This is a genomic window from Streptomyces sp. NPDC002845, from assembly GCF_053591955.1.
This window is the reverse complement of sequence record NZ_JBSFUU010000094.1, coordinates 1-21256: the sequence shown is the minus strand read 5'-3', so window position 1 is coordinate 21256 and position 21256 is coordinate 1. Positions and strand designations below refer to the sequence as shown.

The 21256-nt window shown below is 68.1% G+C and carries 22 protein-coding genes and 1 pseudogene; 5 read left to right on the top strand and 18 right to left on the bottom strand.

The genetic code is table 11. The annotated features are described in order from the left end of the window. Positions 1-120 precede the first annotated feature (120 nt). On the bottom strand, positions 121-504 hold the full coding sequence (locus ACWD3C_RS41195) for a hypothetical protein (protein WP_451152603.1): 384 nt from the start codon (positions 502-504) through the stop codon (positions 121-123). A 452-nt stretch (positions 505-956) separates the two neighbouring features. Between ACWD3C_RS41195 and ACWD3C_RS41190 the strand changes: the two genes are divergently transcribed. After that, a complete protein-coding gene (locus tag ACWD3C_RS41190; protein ID WP_451152601.1) occupies positions 957-1268 on the top strand; it encodes a GntR family transcriptional regulator in 312 nt (103 codons plus the stop codon). 345 nt (positions 1269-1613) lie between these two features. Here ACWD3C_RS41190 and ACWD3C_RS41185 read toward each other — a convergent pair whose 3' ends face one another. The 15 genes from ACWD3C_RS41185 to ACWD3C_RS41115 all read right to left on the bottom strand — a co-directional run bounded on the left by ACWD3C_RS41185 (position 1614) and on the right by ACWD3C_RS41115 (position 16681). Further along, positions 1614-1952, bottom strand: a complete 339-nt coding sequence (locus tag ACWD3C_RS41185) for a helix-turn-helix domain-containing protein (RefSeq protein ID WP_451152599.1) — start codon at positions 1950-1952, stop codon at positions 1614-1616. Continuing rightward, positions 1949-2323, bottom strand: a complete 375-nt coding sequence (locus ACWD3C_RS41180; protein ID WP_451152597.1) for a type II toxin-antitoxin system RelE/ParE family toxin — start codon at positions 2321-2323, stop codon at positions 1949-1951. Before ACWD3C_RS41180 ends, ACWD3C_RS41185 begins: the two co-directional genes overlap by 4 nt. Before the next feature lie 313 nt (positions 2324-2636). After that, positions 2637-3257 (bottom strand): OmpA family protein, encoded by a 621-nt coding sequence (locus ACWD3C_RS41175; RefSeq protein ID WP_451152595.1) that lies wholly within the window; start codon positions 3255-3257, stop codon positions 2637-2639. Between the two features lie 2 nt (positions 3258-3259). Beyond that, positions 3260-3853: a hypothetical protein gene (locus tag ACWD3C_RS41170; RefSeq protein ID WP_451152593.1), complete on the bottom strand. Its 594-nt coding sequence runs from the start codon at positions 3851-3853 to the stop codon at positions 3260-3262. A 15-nt stretch (positions 3854-3868) separates the two neighbouring features. Next, positions 3869-4486 (bottom strand): pilus assembly protein TadG-related protein, encoded by a 618-nt coding sequence (locus ACWD3C_RS41165; protein ID WP_451152636.1) that lies wholly within the window; start codon positions 4484-4486, stop codon positions 3869-3871. Positions 4487-4797: 311 nt separating this feature from the next. Then, complete coding sequence (locus ACWD3C_RS41160) at positions 4798-5589, bottom strand: response regulator (protein WP_451152591.1); 792 nt, start codon at positions 5587-5589, stop codon at positions 4798-4800. Then, on the bottom strand, positions 5582-6922 hold the full coding sequence (locus tag ACWD3C_RS41155; protein WP_451152634.1) for a sensor histidine kinase: 1341 nt from the start codon (positions 6920-6922) through the stop codon (positions 5582-5584). The genes ACWD3C_RS41160 and ACWD3C_RS41155 overlap by 8 nt, the downstream gene beginning before the upstream one ends. Positions 6923-7095: 173 nt before the next feature. Further along, on the bottom strand, positions 7096-7986 hold the full coding sequence (locus tag ACWD3C_RS41150; protein WP_451152589.1) for a DUF5936 domain-containing protein: 891 nt from the start codon (positions 7984-7986) through the stop codon (positions 7096-7098). Between the two features lie 19 nt (positions 7987-8005). After that, entirely contained in the window at positions 8006-8947 is a 942-nt protein-coding gene (locus ACWD3C_RS41145) for a type II secretion system F family protein (protein ID WP_451152587.1), read from the bottom strand. Between the two features lie 79 nt (positions 8948-9026). Next, on the bottom strand, positions 9027-10367 hold the full coding sequence (locus tag ACWD3C_RS41140; RefSeq protein WP_451152585.1) for a CpaF family protein: 1341 nt from the start codon (positions 10365-10367) through the stop codon (positions 9027-9029). 100 nt (positions 10368-10467) lie between these two features. Then, a complete protein-coding gene (locus tag ACWD3C_RS41135) occupies positions 10468-10857 on the bottom strand; it encodes a TadE family protein (RefSeq protein WP_451152583.1) in 390 nt (129 codons plus the stop codon). 79 nt (positions 10858-10936) lie between these two features. Continuing rightward, on the bottom strand, positions 10937-12559 hold the full coding sequence (locus tag ACWD3C_RS41130) for an AAA family ATPase (protein WP_451152581.1): 1623 nt from the start codon (positions 12557-12559) through the stop codon (positions 10937-10939). Between the two features lie 235 nt (positions 12560-12794). Further along, a complete protein-coding gene (gene cpaB / locus ACWD3C_RS41125) occupies positions 12795-13511 on the bottom strand; it encodes a Flp pilus assembly protein CpaB (protein WP_451152579.1) in 717 nt (238 codons plus the stop codon). A 122-nt stretch (positions 13512-13633) separates the two neighbouring features. Further along, positions 13634-14509 carry a hypothetical protein gene (locus ACWD3C_RS41120; protein WP_451152577.1) on the bottom strand — a complete coding sequence of 292 codons (876 nt, stop codon included), beginning with the start codon at positions 14507-14509 and terminating at the stop codon, positions 13634-13636. A gap of 471 nt (positions 14510-14980) precedes the next feature. Then, positions 14981-16681 (bottom strand): LamG-like jellyroll fold domain-containing protein, encoded by a 1701-nt coding sequence (locus ACWD3C_RS41115; RefSeq protein WP_451152575.1) that lies wholly within the window; start codon positions 16679-16681, stop codon positions 14981-14983. A 408-nt stretch (positions 16682-17089) separates the two neighbouring features. Here ACWD3C_RS41115 and ACWD3C_RS41110 point away from each other — a divergent pair, with 408 nt between their 5' ends. The 4 genes and pseudogenes from ACWD3C_RS41110 to ACWD3C_RS41095 form a co-directional block, all read left to right on the top strand. Beyond that, a complete protein-coding gene (locus ACWD3C_RS41110) occupies positions 17090-17320 on the top strand; it encodes a helix-turn-helix domain-containing protein (RefSeq protein WP_451152573.1) in 231 nt (76 codons plus the stop codon). A 158-nt stretch (positions 17321-17478) separates the two neighbouring features. Beyond that, the gene (locus ACWD3C_RS41105; RefSeq protein WP_093589831.1) at positions 17479-17700 is read left to right on the top strand and encodes a hypothetical protein; all 222 of its coding nucleotides are present in this window, start codon (positions 17479-17481) and stop codon (positions 17698-17700) included. Then, positions 17697-18107: a type II toxin-antitoxin system VapC family toxin gene (locus ACWD3C_RS41100; protein WP_451152571.1), complete on the top strand. Its 411-nt coding sequence runs from the start codon at positions 17697-17699 to the stop codon at positions 18105-18107. Before ACWD3C_RS41105 ends, ACWD3C_RS41100 begins: the two co-directional genes overlap by 4 nt. Positions 18108-18273: 166 nt before the next feature. Next, positions 18274-18483 (top strand): annotated as a pseudogene (locus ACWD3C_RS41095) (IS5/IS1182 family transposase); the annotation flags it as partial. 352 nt (positions 18484-18835) lie between these two features. Here ACWD3C_RS41095 and ACWD3C_RS41090 read toward each other — a convergent pair. Together ACWD3C_RS41090 and ACWD3C_RS41085 are read right to left on the bottom strand one after the other, a co-directional pair. Next, on the bottom strand, positions 18836-19237 hold the full coding sequence (locus tag ACWD3C_RS41090; protein WP_451152569.1) for an SMI1/KNR4 family protein: 402 nt from the start codon (positions 19235-19237) through the stop codon (positions 18836-18838). A gap of 253 nt (positions 19238-19490) precedes the next feature. Continuing rightward, positions 19491-21256 (bottom strand): RHS repeat-associated core domain-containing protein (locus tag ACWD3C_RS41085; protein WP_451152567.1); only part of this gene is annotated, 1766 nt, incomplete at its 5' end.

Sequence of the window (21256 nt, the reverse complement as noted above, 5' to 3'; positions counted from 1 at the left end):
GGGTGAGTCAGGCAGGCCCTGTGGCTGGATTGTGTCTACTTCGAGATGTCGTTGACCCCGGGCGCTTGCGGTGCGTCCGGGGTCAACAGGCTCTGTGAATCTGCTGTGCGTTCGCGGGAGTTATCGAGGATGCTCGGCTGATCGTCCAGTTCTGCACCTCGGGCAGGCGCAAGGCCGGAAGGCCGCGGACTGCGGGACAGGGTCCATGCGGCTGCCGGTGAACGTGTGGACCTCACCACGGTCCTGGGTGACGGCGCCGCCGGGTGTGACTTGGTACACGCGGATCGTCATCCGGGACAGGCGCGGGGTGGGGTCGAGCAGGTCCAGGGGGTCCGTCGGGGGCGGGTAGTGGGTGGCGCAGTCCGGGCACGCGTAGACGTTGAAGCCGGGGCCGGTGGCGGCGTGGTGCGCGTGGACCAGGACGGGGTTTTCGGTGGTGCGTTCGCAGCGGACGCACATGCGGATCGGGGGGCGGTTGCCGGGGGTCGGGCGGTGGTCGGCCATCGGGCGGCTCCGACTCGGATGCCGTGGATGTGCGTCGGGCCGGTGTCGATGCCGAGGCTGGCCAGGTAGAGGGCGCGGCGGCGTTCGCGTTGGCGGCTGCGTTCGTCCGGGGTGAGGACGTAGGGGCGTACGAGGGCGGCCGTGCGGCCGTCGATGCGCTCCGTGAAGCGGGGTGGGGGCGGGGCGATCCACTGCACGGGGGCGACTCCGGCTCGGTGCCGACCGCGGGGGTTTGGCAGGCAGATGTTCAGCACCCAGGTCAGGGCTCGGACGGTAAGGTCCAGCATTGTCGGCGCTCCTTGAAAGCGTTCGGCCACTGCCCCGGGACGGCCAGCACCGTCGCCGGGGTCTTTCTGACAGACATCACGTTATAACTCGCGTACGCGTGGTGTATAGCGGTATCGCGCTATCCACAGAAGCACGCAGCCCAGGCCAGTCGTACGGTGTTCGATATGACAGGAGATTCAGGCCAGTCGCCGATCGACCCGAACAAGATCGCGTACGTCTACATGCAGATGGCCGACCACATCGCGGAGCGAATCGCCAAAGGCGAGCTTCGGCCTGGTGCCCGCCTGCCGGGCGAGCGGGACCTCGCGGCCGAGTACGGCGTAGCCAACCTGACCGCCCGCCGCGCCACCCGTGAGCTGCGTGACCGCGGCCTCGTCGTCACTCTCCCCTCCAAGGGCACCTTCGTCGCACACCCGCAGGAACAAGGGCCGGGCGGCGAGCCGGAAGCAGGAACAGCCTCCGCCTCCGCCCAGTAGCGACCGACGATCCTCACATGCTGCTACCGAGCAGCTACTTTGGCAGCATGAACAGCAAGGACGAAAGGGCGTCTCGGTCAGTCAGCGTCTCCATGCCCGCGGGTCTCATCGCTGCGGTGAGGGCACGCGTCGAGGCGCGGGGGTTCTCGGCTTACGTCAGCACGGCGGTGGAGCGGCGGTTGCAACGCGATCTCCTGAAGGAGGCGCACGGGGACGAGGAGGCCAGAGGGAAGGGAAGCGGGTCCCACTCCCCAACATCCCGGGAATAGGCATCCTCGCGTTCCCAGGGCGGAGCCCCGACGTGACGCCATCCCAGACCACGGCGACAGGCCCACTGCTCGTGGGCTACGCCGCGTGCTCCCCGAACGCCACTGTGTTGTGACCGTCGGACACCAGGTGAATATCCACCGTCACGTCGAGCGCCGACGCCAGCCTGACCAGGAGATCGGCTGTGACGGGCAGCATGCCGCCCAGTTCCACGGTGTCCACTTCGTCGGCGGACATCCCGAGACGCTCACCCAGCACGGACTGCGACAGGCCAAGAGCCTTGCGCCGGTCGTACACCAACTGGCCCAGATCGTGCGCCAGCCGGATCTGCTCACGCTCGGCGACAACCTCTGGCGGCTCCACGTAGCCCTCGGTGGTTTTCCTCTCCCGCGCCAGTTTCCAGCGGGTGTGGTTCACAGCTCCTCCCGGAAATCGCGGGTGAACTCCTCGTGCGCGGGACCATGCTCGGCCTCGCACGCTGCCTTCGCCAGCTTGGCCCGCTTGACCTCCGCTTCCTCCCGCATCCGTGTCTTCCGGAAGACCGTCAGCAGAACGGCACGTCGGCCGGGCGCAAGCCAGTACGTCACACGTACGGCATTGCCGTCCAGTATGAAACGCAGCTCACGCACGCCTTCCCCAAGGTTACGTGAGTGCGGCTCACCGAGCGTGGGCGGAGATGCCGCCAGCAGCTCTGCCTTGTCCTCGGCCTGGCGATAGTGGCGAGGGGCCAGGGTCTCGAGCCAGAGCCTCACTTCGGGCTCCAGCTCGATCGTGTACAGCTCGATCACACGGCGAAGGTAGAGGGCCTTGCCATGGCCGGTCTGGGCTTCTGCGGAGGTATCACCCGTGCGGGGGGGGGGGCGGACAGCCAGTAGGCCGGGCCGTCCCGATCCGGGACACCACGGCTGGGAACACCAACCGTCCGCTTTGATTCGTAGTGTGCGGGGCACATCCTGTTTCGAGGGACGCGAGTAAGCGGGCAGGGCGAAGGCTCCGGCCTCCAGACTGATTGCCCCAAGACGTTCATCAAAGAAGCCGAGCGGCGATTCCACGAGTTCCGTGCCTACGTCGCCGAAACGCTCGGCAACGCGTAACCGGGTCTCAGCTCCCCGTGCCCGTGCCCGTGCCCGTCGGGAACGACACCTCCACGCGACGGTTCTTGCGGCGGCCCTCCTCCGTGGAGTTGTCGGCGATGGGGTAGTCCTCGCTGTAGCCGCGTACCTGGAAGGTGACGTTCGGGCCGAGGGCGGCGGCCAGTAGGTCGTGGACAGCTTCGGCGCGGTTCTTGGAGAGGGTCACACCGTGGGCGTACGAGCCGAGGTTGTCCGTGAAGCCGAAGACGCGGACGGTGGAGGGGTTCCGCTTCTTGATCTCGTCCGCGATCGCCTGGATGCGGGAGCGGGCCTGCGGGTTCAGTTTGGAGCTGTCCTTGGGGAAGAGGACCTCCGCCTGGAGCGCGAACGTCACGTTTTCGTTCGTGTCCTCGCGGCGCTCCTCGCCGGCCAGGTCCTCCACGACCGACTTGATGTCCAGGACCTTGGCGGAAGCCAGGGTCGCGCCTGACGCCAGCTTCAGACCAGGGCTGTTCGCGTCCACCTCCGGGGGTGGGGAGGTGGTGACCGTGCCTGGGGGCTGGCTGGGGTCGTCTTCGGCGTAGGCCGTCGGCGTGCCCAGGAGGGTGAGGGTGGCCACGAGGACAGTGATGGTGAGGGGGGCGGCCATGGTTACTCGCCCTCGGAGAGTTCGATGGAGGCGGGGGGCATGGAGCCGACCTGGAAGTCGACCTCGGTGGTGCCTTCGGGCGGTGCGGGGAACTGAGCGAACCACTCCGTGGTCGCGCCGGTCTGAACGCCTCCGGTGAACCTCGTGCACAGGCAGCGCCCTTCGGTATCGCGCAGGACCAGGTACTTCTTCTTGCCTGTCTGGTCGATCAGACTTGCGCCCGCAATGGATCCACCGTTCTTGATGAGTTCACTTTCGTCGCCTCGCCAATCCGCACCCACCCACGGCTGTCCAGTGCCGTTGGTCACCGTTCCCTCGACCGTGACGAAGTCGCCCTCGTCACGAGTGGCCGAGGTGACCATGAGCGTAAGGCCACCCGCCTTGACCTCGGCCAGCACCGTCTCGGCGGCGGGGGCTTCGGACTCCTGCTTGCCGTCGTCACCGCTGTTGTCGGCCGGAGCAGAAGACGATCCCGCGTTGGACGTCTTGTCGTCGTCTCCTCCCCCACCGCAGCCGGCCACCATGAAGACCAGCCCAGAGGCGATCGTCACCGCAGTCATGACCATGCGGCCCTTCGTGGTGTACCGGAACTCCATGGGCGCGTCTTCCTCTCACTCGGCCAGATGCACAGAGAACATCACGGACGCGTCGGGAAGGTCGTCCGGATCGAAATCTTCGGGGTCGATGTTCACGGTCTCACCATCGCAGTCCAGTTCCACGAGCTGCGTGGGGTCCGCGTCCACATCGAATTCACAGCGCGGTTTGACGACCGCGACGGCATGGGCCTGTGCCTGCATGCCCTCCGTACCGGGGATGATCGAATCGCCGACGGTGTAGTTCGTCTGGATGTCGACCCGGAACCCGGGATAGCCGTCCACCACGATGGGCTGGGCTCCGCCCTGGACGGTCGAGTCGTTCTCGGCAGCCAACTGCTGGGCCGCGGCGGTGGCTCCGTCTGCGGGGAGTCCCACATCACCCGGCAGGTCCAGCCAATCGAGCCAGTCGTCGTCCCCGCCAATGGCATTCCCGAAGTCGAGCAACAACTCGTCCCGAGCCTCCTGTGCCGCCGCCAACGCCGCAGCGTCCGCTGCGGTTTGAGCACCATTGCGGGCGAACGCTGCCTGGGCGAACGCGAAGAAGGCGAACGCGGCGAAGAGAAGAATCCCCGACAGCCAGATGTAGATGGGGAGAGTCGATCCGCGGTCTCCGAAGGGTCGACGGGGCCTCAGCCGCCAATGACGTTCGTCACGGCTGTCAGGATCGCACCCGAGATCAGCCCGTCCAGCCCCAACCCGTCGATCAGCGTGAAGATCCCCGCAATGATGATCATCAACCCCGCATACTCCACAAACCCGGCCCCCACATCCCGGCCCCTCCCCCGCATTCGGGAAACAACGGTCCGCTTCCACGTGCCGAACCGGCTTCTCGCGTCCATAGCCCTTGCCCTCCCGCCTGATGCCATCACTGACGTGAGCACCGTACGTGAGACCCCGGCCACTCCGGGTGGGTCCAGGGGCCCAACTTCCCCCCGTAAACGGACTCATCCGCTCCACCCCTCGCGGGCCGTGCCCAGCCAGTGGGCTATTGCTTCGCTGCGTGAGGAGCTGTGCAGCTTTGCGAAGATGCGGTTGATGTGATTCTTGACGGTCTTCTCGCTGATGAAGCAGGCGGCGGCGATCTGGCGGTTGTTCATGCCGGACGCGATGAGGTCCATCACCTCCACCTCCCTTGAACTCAGGCCGAAGGTCATCCGGTTGGGGGCGCGGCGGTGGAGTTCCGCCGGGTATTCGGGGCGAGCCTTTGACGACTGTGCCACAACTGGTTGCAGATGCGAAGGGAGTTCGGAGAAATCGTGAGAAGATTTGTGCGAAACGCCGAGCGAAGATGAGCCAGAGGGCGAGGCGGAGGGGGAAGGGGAAGGGGAGACCGCGGACGAGATCGTTGACTTGCCCTCCCTCACATCCCTTACGGCCGTGATGAGTTCGGGTGCGGTGAACTCGCCGTGGACGAGGTAGCCGACCGCTCCCCGGCGCAGTGCCTCCGCCACGACCTCGGGTTCACGGCTGTACGTCAGCATCATCACCGGGGCGAGGCGGGCGAGTTCGGGGAGGGCGGCCAGGCCGTCTGTGCCGGGCATGCGGACGTCGAGGAGGACCACGTCCGGGAGACGCTCGGCGGCCAGCCGTACCGCTTCCTCGCCGTTCGTCGCCCCTGCCACCACTTCGATGTCGGGGTGGGCGCCGAGCAGGGCGGCGAGGCCGGCGCGGACCACGGGGTTGTCGTCGGCCACGAGGACGCGGAGGGGCGGGCCGGGAAGTGCCTGGTCAGGCATGGGCGGCCTCCTGTTGGGGGATGTGGGTGGTGGCGGGGGGTGCGGGCAGCGGGACGGTCACGGTGATCTCGGTGCCGCCCGGTGCCGGGCTGCCCAGGTCGAGGCGGGCTCCTGTCGTCGCCGCCCGTTCCGCCATGCCCAGGAGGCCGAAGTGGCCGGATTTGGGCGCCTGGTCGAGGGTTGCGGTGGGTGGGAGGCCGGTGCCGTCGTCCTTGATCCGGAGGTGGAGGGTGTCCGGCATGCGGCGGCCAGGGGAAGTGTCCGGGAGAAGGCCCGGGAGGGGGTCCGGGAGTGTTTCTACCTCGATCACCACGTGGGTTGCCTGTGCGTGGCGGTACGTGTTCTCCAGTGCCTCCGAGACGATCGCCAGGAGGTGGTGGGTCGTTTCGTACGGGAGGGGGGGTGGGGGTGTTCCGGTGTGCTTGAGGTGCGCCGGCATCGTCGTACGGGAGGTGAAGTCCTCTGCGAGTACTGACAGTTCGGTCAGCAAGTCCCTTGGGGAGGTATCCGGGGTTGCCGTGAGGTCCGTGTGGTGGCGCAGGTCCGTCAGGACCTCGCGGGACTCGGTGGCGGCTCTGCGGGCTGCCGCCGCTATCAGGGTTGCCTGTTGCCGCAGGAGGTGCGGGTCGGGGTCCGGGCCGTCCGCCGAGGTGGCGAGGGCGTCCGCCGCCAGGGCCAGGCCGTGCAGGGTCTTCGCCACCGAGTCGTGCAACTCCCGGGCCAGGCGTGCCCGTTCGGATTCCACGGCCTCCGCGACCGCCAGGCGGGAGGTGGCCTCGGAGAGGGCCTGGGTGGCCGTACCGAAGCGGAACATCAGGTTGCGGAGGGTGACCCCTATGATCCCGGCCGCGATGCAGAAACCGGCGATGAGGAGGGTGCTGGTACCTGCGGCCGGGCGGTGTTCCCAGGCGCGGTAGACCGTGAGCAGGACGGCCAGTTGGAGGCCGGTGAAGACGCCGGCGCCGCGCCAGCCGTAGAGGAGGCCCGCGAGGAGGGGGGTGCAGACCGTGGCGTAGGCGAGGGGGGACGCCGGGGAGGCCGTGAGGAGCAGGACCGCGCCGAAGAGGAGGTCCAGAGCCATGAGGGTGGGGTGGGCGAGGAGGCGGGGGCCGAAGCGGTCCCAGTCCCGGAGCATGGCGTACGAGCCGGTGATGCCGAGGACCGCGGCGGTGAGTACGGCGTGGGTCGGAGGGCCGTCCGTGGTGTTCGCCATGGCGAAGGGGGTGCCGATGGCGAGGGTGGTGAGGCGGACGGCGAAGGTTTGGCGGCAGAGGGCCTGTAGGGCGTTGAGCTGGAGGCGGAGGCTTGCGGGGGCGGGTGCGTCGTCTGCCAAATACCCTGTGCTGGGGCTGAGCTTCGAGTTGACGCGCTTGCCGCCGCTTACATTGCGGCGCCTGCCCCCGCTCCCGTCGGCGCGCCTGCCCGCGCTCACAGACTGCCGCTCTCCTTGGGACGGGTGCCACCCCAGCGGCACGAGCGCCCGCAGCCGAGTGACCCACCTGCTCATCATCGGCCCAGAATCTCGCCGAAGTTCGTGCCCGAGCCCAGGAACATCCCCGTCGCGATGAGGATCATGGTGGCCGGGAGCATGAAGACCAGGGTCACCAGGGTCGCCTTGGGGATGGTTCGTGCGGCGCGGCGCCGTGCGTTCTGCGCGTCGGTGCGGCGCATGTCGGTCGCGAGTTGGATGAGGGTCTCGGCGATGGGAGAGCCGAGTTCCTCGCCCTGCTGCAATGCGGAGACGAACTGGGCCACCTGCTCGGACGAATTGCGGCGGCGGAGTTCGTCGAAGGCCTGGCGGCGGCTGACGCCCATGTCCATCTGGCGCAGGGTGATGCGGAGTTCGTCCGCCCACGGGCCCTCGTACTTCTCCGCCACCCGGTCCAGGGCCTGGCGGAAGCCGAGGCCTGCCGACACCACGACCGCCAGGACGTCGAGGAAGTCGGGAAGCGTGCGGTCGATGACGTCCTTGCGTTCGCGGATGGCCTGCCAGATGGCAGCGTCGGCGGCCAAGACCCCGAAGGCGAACGTGACGGCGGCGAAGAGGAGTTGGCCGTTGGTGAGGAAGATCAGGCCCATGAGCGTGCCGAAGACGCCGTAGACCGCGCGGCGGGCCGCGTAGCGGTTGAGGGTCAGACCGCCGGGGTTGCCCGCCATGTCGATGCGGCGGCGTTTGGCCTCGACTCGGCGGGGGCCCATCAGGCGCAGGACGAGGGGCGCGAAGCGCATGCCCAGGCGGTCGACGGCCGAGCCCGCCGTGGAGACGCGGGTGGCGCCGACCTCCAGGGCGAGGACGAGGTCGCTGGGCAGTTTGGCGTCGGCGCGGATCAGGCGGATGCCGAGGAGGATGCCCGCGACCGAGGCGGCCATCAGGAGGGCGAGGAGCAGGGGCAGCACGGTGGTCTCAACTCCCCTCTCATACTTCGATCTTGCCCAGGCGGCGGATGACGATGAAGCCGACCGTGTAGAGGCCGAGGGCCAGGAGGATCAGGCTCTGGCCGAGCGGTGAGCCGGTGACCTTGGCGAGAGCGCCCTCGTTCGAGGAGTTGATCAGTACGAGGGAGCCGATGCCCAGGAACGGGACTGTGAACGCGGTCGCGTTGACCTCGGAGAGCATCGTGCGGATCTCGCGCCTGGTCTCCTTGCGGTCCTCCAGGGTCTGGGTGAGGTTGCGGAGGGAGCCGACCATGGAGCCGCCGGCCTTGTTCGACAGGACGAGGGTCGTGACGAGGACGATGAGCTCGCGGGAGGGGAGGCGCCGGGCCAGTTCGTCGAGGGCGTCCTCGACCGAGTGGCCCAGGCTCAACTGATCGGCGACCCGCGCCAGTTCCTCGCCCGCCGGGTCCTCCAGCTCCTCCGCCGCCATCGCCAGTGCCGTACGGAGGGCGAGGCCCGCGGCGGTGGCGTTGGCCAGGAGGCGGGCCACGTCGGGGAGTTGGTTGATGAAGGCCTCAATGCGTTTCTGGCGCTGCCAGTTGAGGAAGATGGCCGCGCTCCAGATACCGGCGAGGGCGGCGATCGGGCCGAAGAAGGGGGCCAGGGTCGCGGCGGCGATCAGCCACAGGGCGATGACCACGGCGGTGACGTACGTCGCGAACTCCCCCGCCGTCACGTCGAGTCCGGTCGCCGACAGGCGGAGGTTGATCTCGCGGCCGAGCCGGGTGTGGCGCAGGCGGCGGTCGACGGCCGCGAAGCGCCGTACGCGGCCCGCTGCCGTGCGCATCGGGCCGGCCCCGGAGAGGCGGTCGACGAGGGCCTGGCGCTGGGCGCGGCCGGAGGCGTACGAGTGCACGCCCGCGACGGCGAGCGTGCAGCAGAGGATCGTGGCGCCGAGGGCCAGCAGGGTCGAGTTACTCATGACACACACGTCCTGGTCGTGGTCGTAACCGTAACCGTGGCCGTGACCGTGGCCGTACAGATCCCGGGCGTCCGATGAGTCATCCGATGGCCTGCCTCGTGTTGAGTACGTCGATGGCCTCGGCCACGCCGAAGGCGGGCGGCAGCGGCTCGTTGGCCACGTACAGCTTCTCCGCGGCCGGGCGGGGCAGCGGGAGGTGTTCGAAGTGGCCGTGGACGACGCGGTCGGGGCCGAGGGGGCGCGGGACGAAGCGCGAGACCGTGGCGATACGGAACTGCTCGCGGCCGTGCGAGACGAGCAGCGCGATCTCGGTGATCTTGCGGGAGCCGTCGGCGAAGCGGGTGAGCTGGACGACCACGTCCACCGCCGAGTTGATCTGGTCCTTGAGTGCCTCGAAGGGGATGAGGACCTCGGACATGGAGCCCAGGGTCTGGAGTCTCATCAGCGCGTCCTCGGCCGAGTTCGCGTGCACCGTCGCCAGCGAACCGTCGTGGCCCGTCGACATCGCCTGGAGCATGTCGAGCGTCTCCCCGCCGCGGACCTCGCCGACGATGATGCGGTCGGGGCGCATACGGAGGGAGTTGCGGACCAGGTCGCGGATGGTGATCTGGCCCTTGCCCTCGATGTTCGGGGGGCGGGATTCGAGGCGGATCACATGCTCCTGCTGGAGCTGGAGTTCGGCGGAGTCCTCGATGGTGATGATGCGCTCGTGGGACGGGATGAGCCCGGACAACGCGTTCAGCAGGGTCGTCTTGCCCGTGCCCGTACCGCCGCTGACGATCACGTTGAAGCGGGCGCGGACGAAGGCGGCGAGCAGCAGGAGCATCTGCTCGTCCAGCGACCCCAGGCCGATGAGCTCCGGGAGTGTGTACGCGCGGGGGAAGCGGCGGATGGTGAGGGTCGGGCCGGTCAGGGCGAGCGGGGGGATGATGACGTTGACGCGTTCGCCGGTGGGGAGGCGGGCGTCGACCATGGGGTTGGACTCGTCGACGCGCCGGTTCACCGTCGAGACGATGCGCTCGATGGTCTGCATGAGCTGCTCGTTGGAGGCGAACCTCAACGGGAGTTGCTCCACGCGTCCGGCGCGCTCCACGAAGACGGAGTCCGGGCCGTTGACCATGATCTCGGTGATCGACGCGTCGGCGAGGAGCGGTTCGAGGACGCCCAGGCCGAGGGCCTCGTCGACGACCCGCCGGATCAGCTGGGAGCGTTCGGCCGACGAGAGCACCGGGCCCTCTCGGCTGATGATGTGGCCGAGGACGCGTTCGAGGCGGGCGCGGCGGTCGGACGCCGTCAGGCTCGACATCTCGGCGAGGTCGATCTCTTCGAGGAGCTTGGCTCGGTAGACGGCCACGAGGTGTCCGTCCTCACGGCCGGGTGCTCCCTCCTCGGGGGAGGCGATGCGGGATCGCAGGCTCATCTCTCTTCGTCAACTCCTCTCGGACGTAATGTCGGACGTAATCTCAGACGTGCTCTCAGTTGTACGGCAGTCAGTCGTACGGCGATCAGTTGTACGGAGGTCAGTCGTCGCTGTCGTTGGGCATGGTGGCGCTGCGGTCCACGGGCACGGGGTCGAGGAGGGGGATGACGGAGGGGACGGTGAGGCTGACCGTGGCGGTGGTGGTGTCCGCGCCTTGTGCCACGTCGACGTCCGGGTTCAGCCAACTGCTCGCCGCGGCCACGCCCGCCGCCGCGCCCGCCCCGGGCTCCAGGGAGTCGGCCCGGGCGGCGGCCCGCGCGGCCGAGCCCGCCTGGTTGATGCCGTAGCCGATGAGGCCGAGCTGGATGCCGGCCATGCCGATGAGCAGCAGGACGGGCAGGAAACCGGCGAACTCCAGGATGGAGACACCCCGGTCGTTCCCCCGCAGACGTTCGAGCCTTCCCCGCAGACGTCCGGGCAAGGAGCTCATCAGCCGTCCCCTCTCCGAGGAGCTCATCAGCCGTCCCCCTCCGAGGTCCTCATCAGCCCTCCCCGCTCCGAGGACCTCATCAGCCCTCCCCCTCCAACGCCGCCCCCGCCTCGCCCTGGACCTCCCAGCCCGCGTCGAAGCCCGGGAAGAAGAGGGGGACTTGGGCAGTGACGGTGGCCATCATGACCGGGCCCTCGACGTTGCAGTCGATGCCGGCGCCGCTCCAGGCGTCCGGGAGGTGCTCGCCCCCGGCCGCCGCGCAGGCCCCGCCCACGTCACCGTCCACCGCGTACGCGGCTGTCGCCGCCCGCGCCGCCTCGTCGGCCGCGTTGCCCGCGAGGGAGTACGTGTAGCCGTACAGCACGCACTGCCACAGGATGGTCATCACGACGAGCAACAGCGGGAACATCCCGGCGAATTCGAGGGTCACCGAGCCCCGGTCGCCGCCCTTGCGGCGGAGGACCAGCGCCCCCCGGTCCGAGGAGGCACCCTTGCGGCGCCGACCGCCACCGCCGCCGTCCTGGGCGGTCACGAGGCCCAGCTCCCCCGCCAGCCCCCACAGGGCCTGCTTGACCGTGGAGCGGTTGTCGAGGTCCTGGAGGCGGCCCGCGTCGACGACGGAGTGGAGTTCCTTGAAGGCGGCGGGGACGGCGGTGCGGGACACTCTCGTGCCCGTCACCTTCTCCACCAGGGACGGCTGGATCTCCGCACCCCTCGCGTGACGGTTGACGACCGTCAGCGTCTCCTCCGCCTTGCGGATCTGGAGCCGGTCCCACAGGCGGACCATCCGCTTGGCGGCGCGCACCGCGACCACGTCCGGGGTCACCAGCAGCAGTGCCTGGTCGGCCATTTCCACGGCGGCCGCGGTCGCGGAGGTCATCTGGGAGCCGCAGTCGACGATCACGACCTCGTGGCGGGCCCGCAGGGCGCCGAGGACCTGGCGGGCGACCCGGTCGGTGACCTCCTCGCCGCGCTCGCCCTCGGCGGGGGCGAGGAGCAGGCCGATGCCGCTGTCGTGGGTGTAGACCGCGTCCTGCAGCACCCGGTGGTTGATGTCCGCGATCCCGGCCAGGTCGGCGACGGAGCGGCGGAACTGGACGTCCAGGTACGAGGCGACGTCCCCGGACTGGAGGTCCAGGTCAAGCAGTGCCACGGTGTGCCCCGACGCCCGTGCCGCCAGGGCCAGTTGGACGGCGGCCACGGTGGCGCCCACGCCGCCCTTCGCCCCGGTCACCGTGACGACCGTGCCGCCCGGGCCCGCGTACAGCTCGGGCGTACCGCTGCCGCTGCTGAAGTGCCGTCGCATGCCGGCCGACCAGGAGGCGGCGGCCTGGACGCGTTCGGCGAGGGCCTCGTAGCCGAGGGGGAGGGTGACGATGCCGCGGGCGCCGGAGTCCATGGCGGAGGTGAGGACGCCGGTGCTGGTGTCGGCGGTGATGAGGACGACACCGACGGCCGGGAAGCGCATGACGACGTCCCGGATCAGGTCCAACGCCGGTACCGGGCCGATGCCTTCATGGACCAGGACCACTTCGGGCAGCTCGTCCAGCGACTCCGCGGCGAGCCGCGCCAGCGTGTCCAGCAGGGCCGTCGAGTCCGCCACGGGCTGGGCCGGTTCGGCGTCGGCGAGCTGGGCGAGCAGGGTGGTGAGGGCGCGGGCCGAGTCGATGTCCCCGACGGCGGGGAGGATGCGGATGGTCATCGGCAGATCCCGGTGCGGATCTTGCGGATGCCAGAGCCTGTCGTCAAACTCCCGTCGTCCGCCCGAAGGGCGGGCCCGGCGGCGTCTGGTGCGTGCGATCGCAAGGCGCCGGAGCGCCCTCGTGGTGGAGCCACGTGGGCGTTTCGGCAACGCGGCGAGCGTGCGTGCCAGACGCCGCCGGGCAGGCGGGAGTTTGACGACAGGCTCTTACGGAGGGACCTCATCGCGCGGCCTCCTACTTGTCCTCGTCGAGGGTGTACGTACGGTCTCCGGGCGAGACGCTGGTGTCGTCGCCGCCCGCGACCAGGGCGAGGCGGACATGTTCGGCGAACGACTCGGCGAACGCGACGCGTTGGGCGTCCGCCGTGTCGAGGGCGAAGGTGATGGGGACGGCCTCCGTGGCGGTACGGCGGCGGTCGCTGCTGGACTGGCCCGCTTCCAGGGCGGTGAGCTTGCCGACGTCGAGGACGCGCGCGTCGGCGACGATCAGCTTGGACTGGTTGACGCCGTTGTCGCTGTCGTCGGCCTCGAAGGTGGCGTAGATGTTGACCCGCGAGCCCGGGTTGATTTTTCCGGCGACACCCGTCGACGCGTCGATCAGGATCGCGATCTCCTGCTGCCCGGCGTCGAGTTCGGGCCGGTCCACGATCATGTCGGTCTGGAGGAGGGATCCCTTCCGCAACTGGGTGACCGCGATCTTCCCGTCGATGTCCCGGAGGTCGGTGACGGCCGTGTCCGACAGCCACCGCTCCGGCATCTCGATCTTCTCGAACTGGTCGGCCGTGAGCTCCCTGTACGGCGCGATGTCGTCCTTCAGGCGGTACGCGGCCACCTCCGGCCCGACCTTCGAGTTCACGTCACGGATCACCGAGAGCACCCCGGCGAAGGCGCCCAGGGCGCACAGGGCCGAGAGGACCAGCAGGATGACGCCGCGGCGCTGGCGTGAGTTCATGACGCGGACAACCTCGATCGGGGGAGGGCGGTGAGGGACGGACGGAGCGAGCGGCCTGGCCGTACGAGCTGTGAAGTTGTACGTACGTTCCTTACGTGACTGCTTATGACGGCTTACGTGACTTACGTGGCGCCTGGTGGCAACGCCCGTACCGGTGTTGATGCCCGCGCGGCAGGAGTCGAAAGCTCTTGCGGTGGCGGCAACGGTGCCGCGCAGAACCCGCAGCGGTCGCCGATGAGTTCGAGGCCGCACCAACGGCACTCCTCCCGGCGTACAGACGACACGAGCTGGTAGAGCACGGAGACGTCGAACAGCCCGGCGGCGAACTCCACGAGCTTGCCCGTCCCCCACCAGCGCGTCGACTCCTCGGACAGGGCCACGGTGGCCACGCCCTGCACCTGCCAGGCGGGCGCGAGCGTCGAGGTGACCCAGTCGGACGGCGGCTGCCCGGAGGCGACGAGGAGCCGCGTCCCGAACTCGGGCCCGGCGAGCTCCCCCTGCCCGACGCGGACGAGCTGGGGCCGCGGGTTGGCCAGTACGGCGAACTGGGCGCCCGGCATCCAGGACTTGGCGTGGGACTTCAGCGTCACCGGCACACGGTCGAGCTTGGCGACCGAGGAGAGGTGGGCGCCGGCGTAGATGTAGTGGGCGAGGAGCCGGGCGGAGGAGGCGAGCACCCCGGGGCTGAAGTCGCACACGGACAGCTGGCGCAACTGCTGGGCCAGCAGGGCGAGTCCGAGGGGCGGCAGGTCGACGCCCAGCAGGGCGATGCGGTCGCTCTCCAGGACCGAGCGGACGGCGTGCAGGCGCCGGGTGACGTCACCGGGAGCGGAGGCCGAGTAGAGCGCGATGACGTACCCGTGCTGCTCGATGAGCGCGTGCATGCCGAGGAGGGAGGTCTCCAGCGTGTCCTGCGGCTGGACGGCCGCGGGCGGGGTCTGCCGGTCGTGCGGTGGGAGCACCAGATCGGGACTGGTGACGGCTATCGCGGTCGGCACGCTGCACACCACCCCGTTCACTGCGGCGGGGTGGTCGACCACCGCCCCAGATGGCCCCTGTGACGTCGGAGTCGGCCGTTGCGCGCCGCTGCCGCGTCTCTTCCTGTCTTTTCCGAAGCTCTTCCGAAGGTCTCCAGTGGGGCTTCAGACCTCTTCTGAAGCTCTCCCGAAGCCCTTCTGCAGCGCTTCTGCAGTCCTTCTGCATCAGTTCTGCTGGTCTTGCACAGCACCATATCCACGACATGCCCTGCTCAACATTGAATCCGCCAGATCCATGCACGGAAGGTGCGGACGTGATCCACATAGAGTGAGACGCATATGCCCCAACTTGGCGGCGGGGAAAGGGGATCGAGCTTGCAGGGAAGGTACGGCGAAGCCCTTGACGACCCACTTGGACTGCACCTACCGGGACGTTCAGCAGTGGCCACCGTCCCCGTTCCTCTTCTCCCCACTCCCCCACCGGAGGCACCGTCAGTCGCCGACCACCTCGCTGATCTGCTGCGGCGAGGTCATGGCACCGGCCCAGACCCTGACGTCCGTGACCCGCGCGGGCAGGTGGTCCGTCCAGGAACCGCCGTCCATCGCACTGCCGACGGTGAACTCGCCCGAGCCGGGGGCGGCCGTGAACGGGAGCGCGCCGCCGTTCTGGTCGTACCCGAGGTAGAGCTCGACCTCACCGTCCTGCGCGTCGAAGACACCGGTCAGCCGGACGGGAACGTCCAACTGGGCGGGCTCGTCGGAGGTGACCGCGGCATGGGTGCCGTCGGCGTTCCGGCGGCCAAATCGCCAGAGGCCGACGGGAACCGTCGTCTCCTCGAAGGTGTCCGGGTCCAGCACCGTGTCCATACCGGTGACCTCGTACCACAGTCCCCAGGCGGAGCCGTCGCCCGCGCGCCGACCGAGGACCTGGCCGACGTAACCGACGTTCTTGGCCGAGATCGTAGCCCCGTCCAGGACGACCTCGGCGCTCACCGTGAACGAACCCGTGTCGTCCACCAGCGGACCGTCCGCCGCCGCCGCACCGTCCACTCCGTCCAGCACGATCGCCTCGCCGTCCAGGGTCGCTCCGCCGGACAGGGTCAGCGCGCGGCCGTATCCGGAGACTGTGTCGGTGAGCGTGGTGCCGCTTCCCCCGACGGCCGACCAGTCGGCGACCAGTTCCACGGCGTTGAACCCGTTGGAGGTGATGAGACGGGCCTCGCCAGTGATCTCGGCGTCGGTCAGGGCCCGCTGCCAGACACTCACCTCGTCGAGGGAACCGTCGAAGTAGTCGGTGTATTCGGTGTATTCGGTGGAGGTCCCGCTCGACAGTGCCCGGCCGAACTGCAGCGGACCGTTGGCCGCCGCGGGTGCGGTCAGGGTGTCGGTGGCCTGCAGTCGGCCGTTGACGTACAGCCGGATCTCACCGGCATCCGCGTCGTACACCGCTGCCAGATGGGTCCACACATCCGGTGTCGCCAGGAACTCGGCCGCCACCGTCCGGTGGTCGAGGCCGCCGTCGGCGCCGTCCCGCGAGGATGTGCGCAGCGTCCAGGTTCGGCGCGCGCCCTCATAGGACAGGCGGAAGCCGCCGTCGCCGTCCTGCGCCAGCACGGCCTGGTCGGTGGCGCCGAGCGCGTCCGGGCGCACCCAGGCCGACAGCGTGTAGGAGGCGCGGGTGTCCACCACGGGACCGTCCGTCGCCGCATGCCCGCTGCTGCCGTCCAGGACCAGTCCCCGGTCCGTGGTCGGGGACTGAAGCGGGGCGCCCTGGGAGTCCTGGGTCAGCTCTCCGCGCCGCCCCCGGTCGTCGCGGGTCGCGCCGCCGGACAGCGTCGCGTCGTACTGTGGTGCCCCCGCGGCGGTGCCGGAGTCGAGCGCCGTACCGCTCTCCTCGTCGAAGTGCCAGCGGCCGGTCTCGCCCTCGCCGACCGCGACATGGAAGTCCACCTGGGTGGTCTCGCCGAGCCGACCCGCACCGACGTCGTCACGGGCCCGGACCTGGAGGAAGTACGTGCCCCCGTACGGCGGGGTGAAGGTGACCGTGGCCGTGGAACCGGTCACCGACGACCAGGTGTCGTCGGACGAGACCCGGTAGACGTAGGAGACGACGTTGGTGTCCGCCTCGTTCGGGGCCAGCGTGAACGTCACGTCCACGCCCGGCCCGCCTGCTGCCTGGCAGGCGTTCGCCACACACTCACTGTAGGGAGCTGCGATCGTGACCCGGGGAGCCTTCGGCGCCGTCAGGTCGACCGGGGAATCTCCGCCGTGGCTACGGCGGAATGCCTGCGCGACGGCCTCCCGGGCCCGGTCGTTCGCGCGCTGCGACGGCGGCCCGTCCACCTGTGCGGATGCCGCGTGGGCCATCGGCGCCGGCAGCGCCAGTGCAGCGGCCGCCACGACAAGCGTGGCCGCCGTGGCTCCGGCGACCCGGAACCGTCTCCGGTCGTGTCCGTCCCTGTTGCCTCGTCCCCGCCCCAGTGACACAAATTGACCTCCAGCTTCACGATCTTGGCATGTGCACGGGATTCACCATACGTGCGCGCGGGAAGCTGCACACCATCCCGTTCACTGCGGCGGGGTGGTCGACCACCGCCCCAGATGGCCCCTGCGACGTCGGCGGCGGTTCTTCTCCGCCGCCGGTCCGTCGGAATGACGGCGGATCAGGCCGCCAGGCTGCTCGGGCTCGACCGGACGAAGATCTCCAACATCGAGACGGGAATCCGCACGCAGGGCAGCTGGAATCGTGAACGAGTACCGGAGTCTCACCCGCCAGCACATGCTGCAGTACGTGTGCTACACGACCCTCTCTACCTGCGTTTTCGCAGGTAGACGGTGGTTCGGCGGTCCGCTGACGTCTGCGGTTGTGCGCTGACGTCCATGGTCGTTGCCGTCGCTACTGCCGTCAGAGGTGCAGACCGTACGGGATGTCTTTACGGTCCGCCCTCGTCCGGTTCCCACGCTGTGCGGGTTGTCCCTATCCTGGCGTCATGAGCACCTTGCGTGAAGAGCTGCACGAGCTGATCGACCGGCTACCGGAGTCGCAGGTCGCGCCAATACTGGCCCTCGTGCGCGAGAGCACTCCCGCTGAGGACGGCGGGCAGGAGTGGCCGCTGCCCGACTTCGTCGGAGCGCTGTCCAGCGGCAAGGGCGACCTGGGTGCCCGCTCCGGCGAGATCCTCCGCGCCGAACTGGGACGTGAGGCCGAGTGATCATCTGGGACACCGGGGCGCTGGTCGCCGCCGCCGATGCCGATGATCAGGACCACGCCCGCTGTGTCGAGCTGATGCGCCGCACCCCACGCCCGCTGCTGGTGCCCTACCCCGTGCTCACCGAGGTCTGTTACCTCTTGGAGCGCGAGCACGGCACCCGCGCGGAAGCCGCCTTCCTGCGCTCCGTCCGCACCGGCCAGATCAGCCTGCTCCCCCTGGCCGCCCAAGACGTCGACCGTATGGTCGAACTGGTGGAGAAGTATGCCGACTTCCCCCTCGGCGCGGTCGACGCCTCCGTCTTCGCCATCGCCGAACGCCTGGGAGCGGACGCCATCGCCACTCTGGACCGCCGCCACTTCGGCGTCGTCCGTCCCAAAGCCCCCCTCTCCTTCACTTTGCTGCCGTAGGCCCAGCCGCAGCCGACCGAACCAATGAGGTCTTCTCGGCAACGTGACGGTTACGGTGCGTGATCGCTTCGCGTGCACGGGATGGTGACCTGGCGTCAGATATGCGTGAAGCCCCTGATAGGAACGAGTCTGCCAAGATCACGTTCCGTACAACCAGAGGCTCCACGTGCCCTCCAGTATCACCTACACCGCTGTCCTGGACGTCCGCAGGGCGACCGCCGAGCACCTCGCAAAGCTGCTACGCGGGCATCGTGAGCTGCTGGGGACCCGCAGGGGCACGCGCGCGCTGGGCGTCTTCCGGCAGGCGGTGCTCGTGCTGCGCTGGTTCGTCGACGGCACCCGGCTGACCCAGCTGCCGAGTAGCCGAGGGGCATCGCACCCCTCGGCTCGTGGCGCACCATCGTCTGCGTACCGTTCGAATGAGATTCCCGGATATTTCCGTGTCATCCAAGCATCGAAACCGTAGTGCAGAAACAGATTCGCGAGCAGGGGAGAAATCGGGCCGCCTTGTAGTCGGGTCGCCCCCAACATAAACATGGACTCGGGAAACCAATTAACATTCCCGTACTGGAACAGGAATCCGTCCGCCTCCTCCAAAGAGGGTACGTCAAATTCGATCCCCTCATGGCGGCGCACTACCTCAAACAGAATTTCAGAGTCAGGCACTTCCACTCCCGCACTAACCGACTTGAACACCGCCTGAGCAACTTCTACAGCCTCTTGGTTCATCAGGACTCGTACCAGTCTTCCCCGCCAGCACCAAGGTAACGGCGGATATAATCCTTCAGGTCATTGGCGACCCAACGGCGACTGTCACTCTCGTGCTGCCAGACGAAAATATCCGGCCTTACGGGCGTAGAAACGAAAGCAAAAAGATCACCACCGCCATTATCGCCGAATAGCAACAGCGGATCAAAAGGCATATAGAGGCTTCGAAAATCGACTGAGCTCCTCATTTCCTGATTTCGAGCCGCAATCTCTTCTGCGGGCCATATGAAGCTGCACTCGAACTCATCGGAAACCCCATTCGTCTCGCGCAGGAGAGACTTCAAGTCCGCAGGAAGAGGTTGCTCCAAAGCCGACTCTGCCGCGTCGAGCGCAGTCTCGCCGACGGGGGTCTTGAATTCCACCTGCGTAGAAATGGATGAGATAAATTCGATCCACATTAGCCAGTTCCGTAACGAAGAGTCATCCTATTTGGCAACTGCCGACAGGCGCAGACAGCGAAGGGACTTGCAACAGTCTTGCACCCCGACGCCGACGACAGCCTGCGTAAATAGTAGCGCAAGCTACTGCCGGAGGTCACGAACCTATCGGTATCACGCTGGCAGTAGACTCAGCCCGCTCACTAATCAGGCAGAGTCGACCAACGCATTAGGCACTTTAACGGATACGTGGATCGAATTCTCCTCCTACGAAGTCGTCAACGAACGTAGCGTAGTCGAGAACTTGCTTACGCGTCGGAGCTGAATTCGTCTTATAGAATCCATTCCACAACACGCGAATTCTGCTTAGGTGGAGGTCTGGATTCGCCGACTTCGGAATCCCTCTAAGGTTGTCAATTGAGTTTATTTCGCTCTTCGCGAAGAGCCCGGGGTACTTCTTCAGTACCTGCTGCTCGACGGCATGATGCACAATTACCTTACCTTTAAGGTGAGGGTAAGCTTTGAAGAATGTACTCTTGTAGTTGTTAGTGGCGCTAGTGCTTACAGTGGCTGGTTTCCGACGAGGGACTCCACCTCCATTGTCCTTGTGAAAGAAAAGGGCGGCGAGGAAGCTGGGGACGAGGTAAGCGTCGGAATTAACGTCGTATCCCTGCGCGGCTACCCAAGCATCGAACTGTGCGCCGTAGTCGCAGCCTGGAGTACCTGCGCCACCGTTTCGGCAGTCACCGTCAAAGATCCAGCCAGCCAATTCCGCAGTATAGGCGAGGTTGCTGACAAGCCCGTAGAGGATGTTCCCGAATGTGCCTGGATCTGACGGGCCAAGGTTGTACGCGCAGTTTCCATCCTTGATGGAGCACACCTGGTCGCTGTTGGTGGTGGTCCCGGTGCTGCTGATGGTGACGGTGCCGCCGTCGTTTCCGCTGCTCCCGCTCTGGTACTCAGGGCACTGTGGGTCGGTGAGGCTGGGGCAGGGAGCACCGCCTCCGCCGCCGGATGCGGGCCCGCCGCCGCGGCAGTCGACGGTGTAGGCGCCGCAGGTTTCGCGCATGCCGGTGGGGTCGCTGGTGGTGGGGTGCTGGTTGGCGTAGCTGTAGCCGTTGAGGGATTGCGGCTGGTCGAGGGAGAGGATGGGGTCGACGCTGATGAACTGGCCGAGGGTGGGGTCGTATTCGCGGGCGCCGATGTGGGTCAGGCCGGTGGTGGTGTCGCGGGTTTTGCCGAGGAAGCCCTTGTCGTCGGGCCAGGCCTGGGCGCCGGTGGGGGTGCCGCGGTCGGAGCCGAACGGGCTGGTGTAGCGCTTGGTGAAGTCCTGAGTGTCGTCGGCGGTGATGGCCAGGTGGGACGTGCCGTGGTGGTCCGCAGCCAGGTAGGTCAGTTTGTTCGTGCCGGACTCGTTGGTGCGGACCGCGAGAGTGGTCTCCCCTTCCGGGGTGGTGTAGTGGCGCTGGGCCCACATCGTGCCGTCGGCACGCAGGTGAACCTCGCTCGCGCCAGCGTAGAGGATGCGTTCGCCGTCGCTGGTGTTGCGGATGAGGAGGGTGCCGTCGGTGTCGTAGAGGTAGTCGGTGCTGGTGTCGCCCTCCGTGAGCTCGGCCAGCTTGCCCTCCGGGCTCCAGGTCAGGTGCTGGGGGTCTGACTCACCGGGCCGCTTGGTGGTGTTGCCCGCCGCGTCGTAGGTGTAGGTGCGGTCCGGGGCGGCGCAGTCGGCGGTGGTGCTGGTGCCGGACAGGGTGTGCGGCTGGACGGAGTCGGTGTAGCAGTACGTCGTCTTCGCGGCACCGGCAGTCGTGTGCTGGGTCTCGCTCGTGCGCTGCCCGGCCTTGTTGTAGGTGTACGACGTCCAGTACGGAGCCGGGCCCGACAGGCTGCCCGCGTCCCGCGCGGCCGCGCAGTCCTGCGAGGCGGGGGTCCACGCCTGCGTCAGGCGGCGGTGGCCGTCGTAGGCGAAGCACTGTGTCTCCGCCGCGCCTGCGCCGCCCAGGG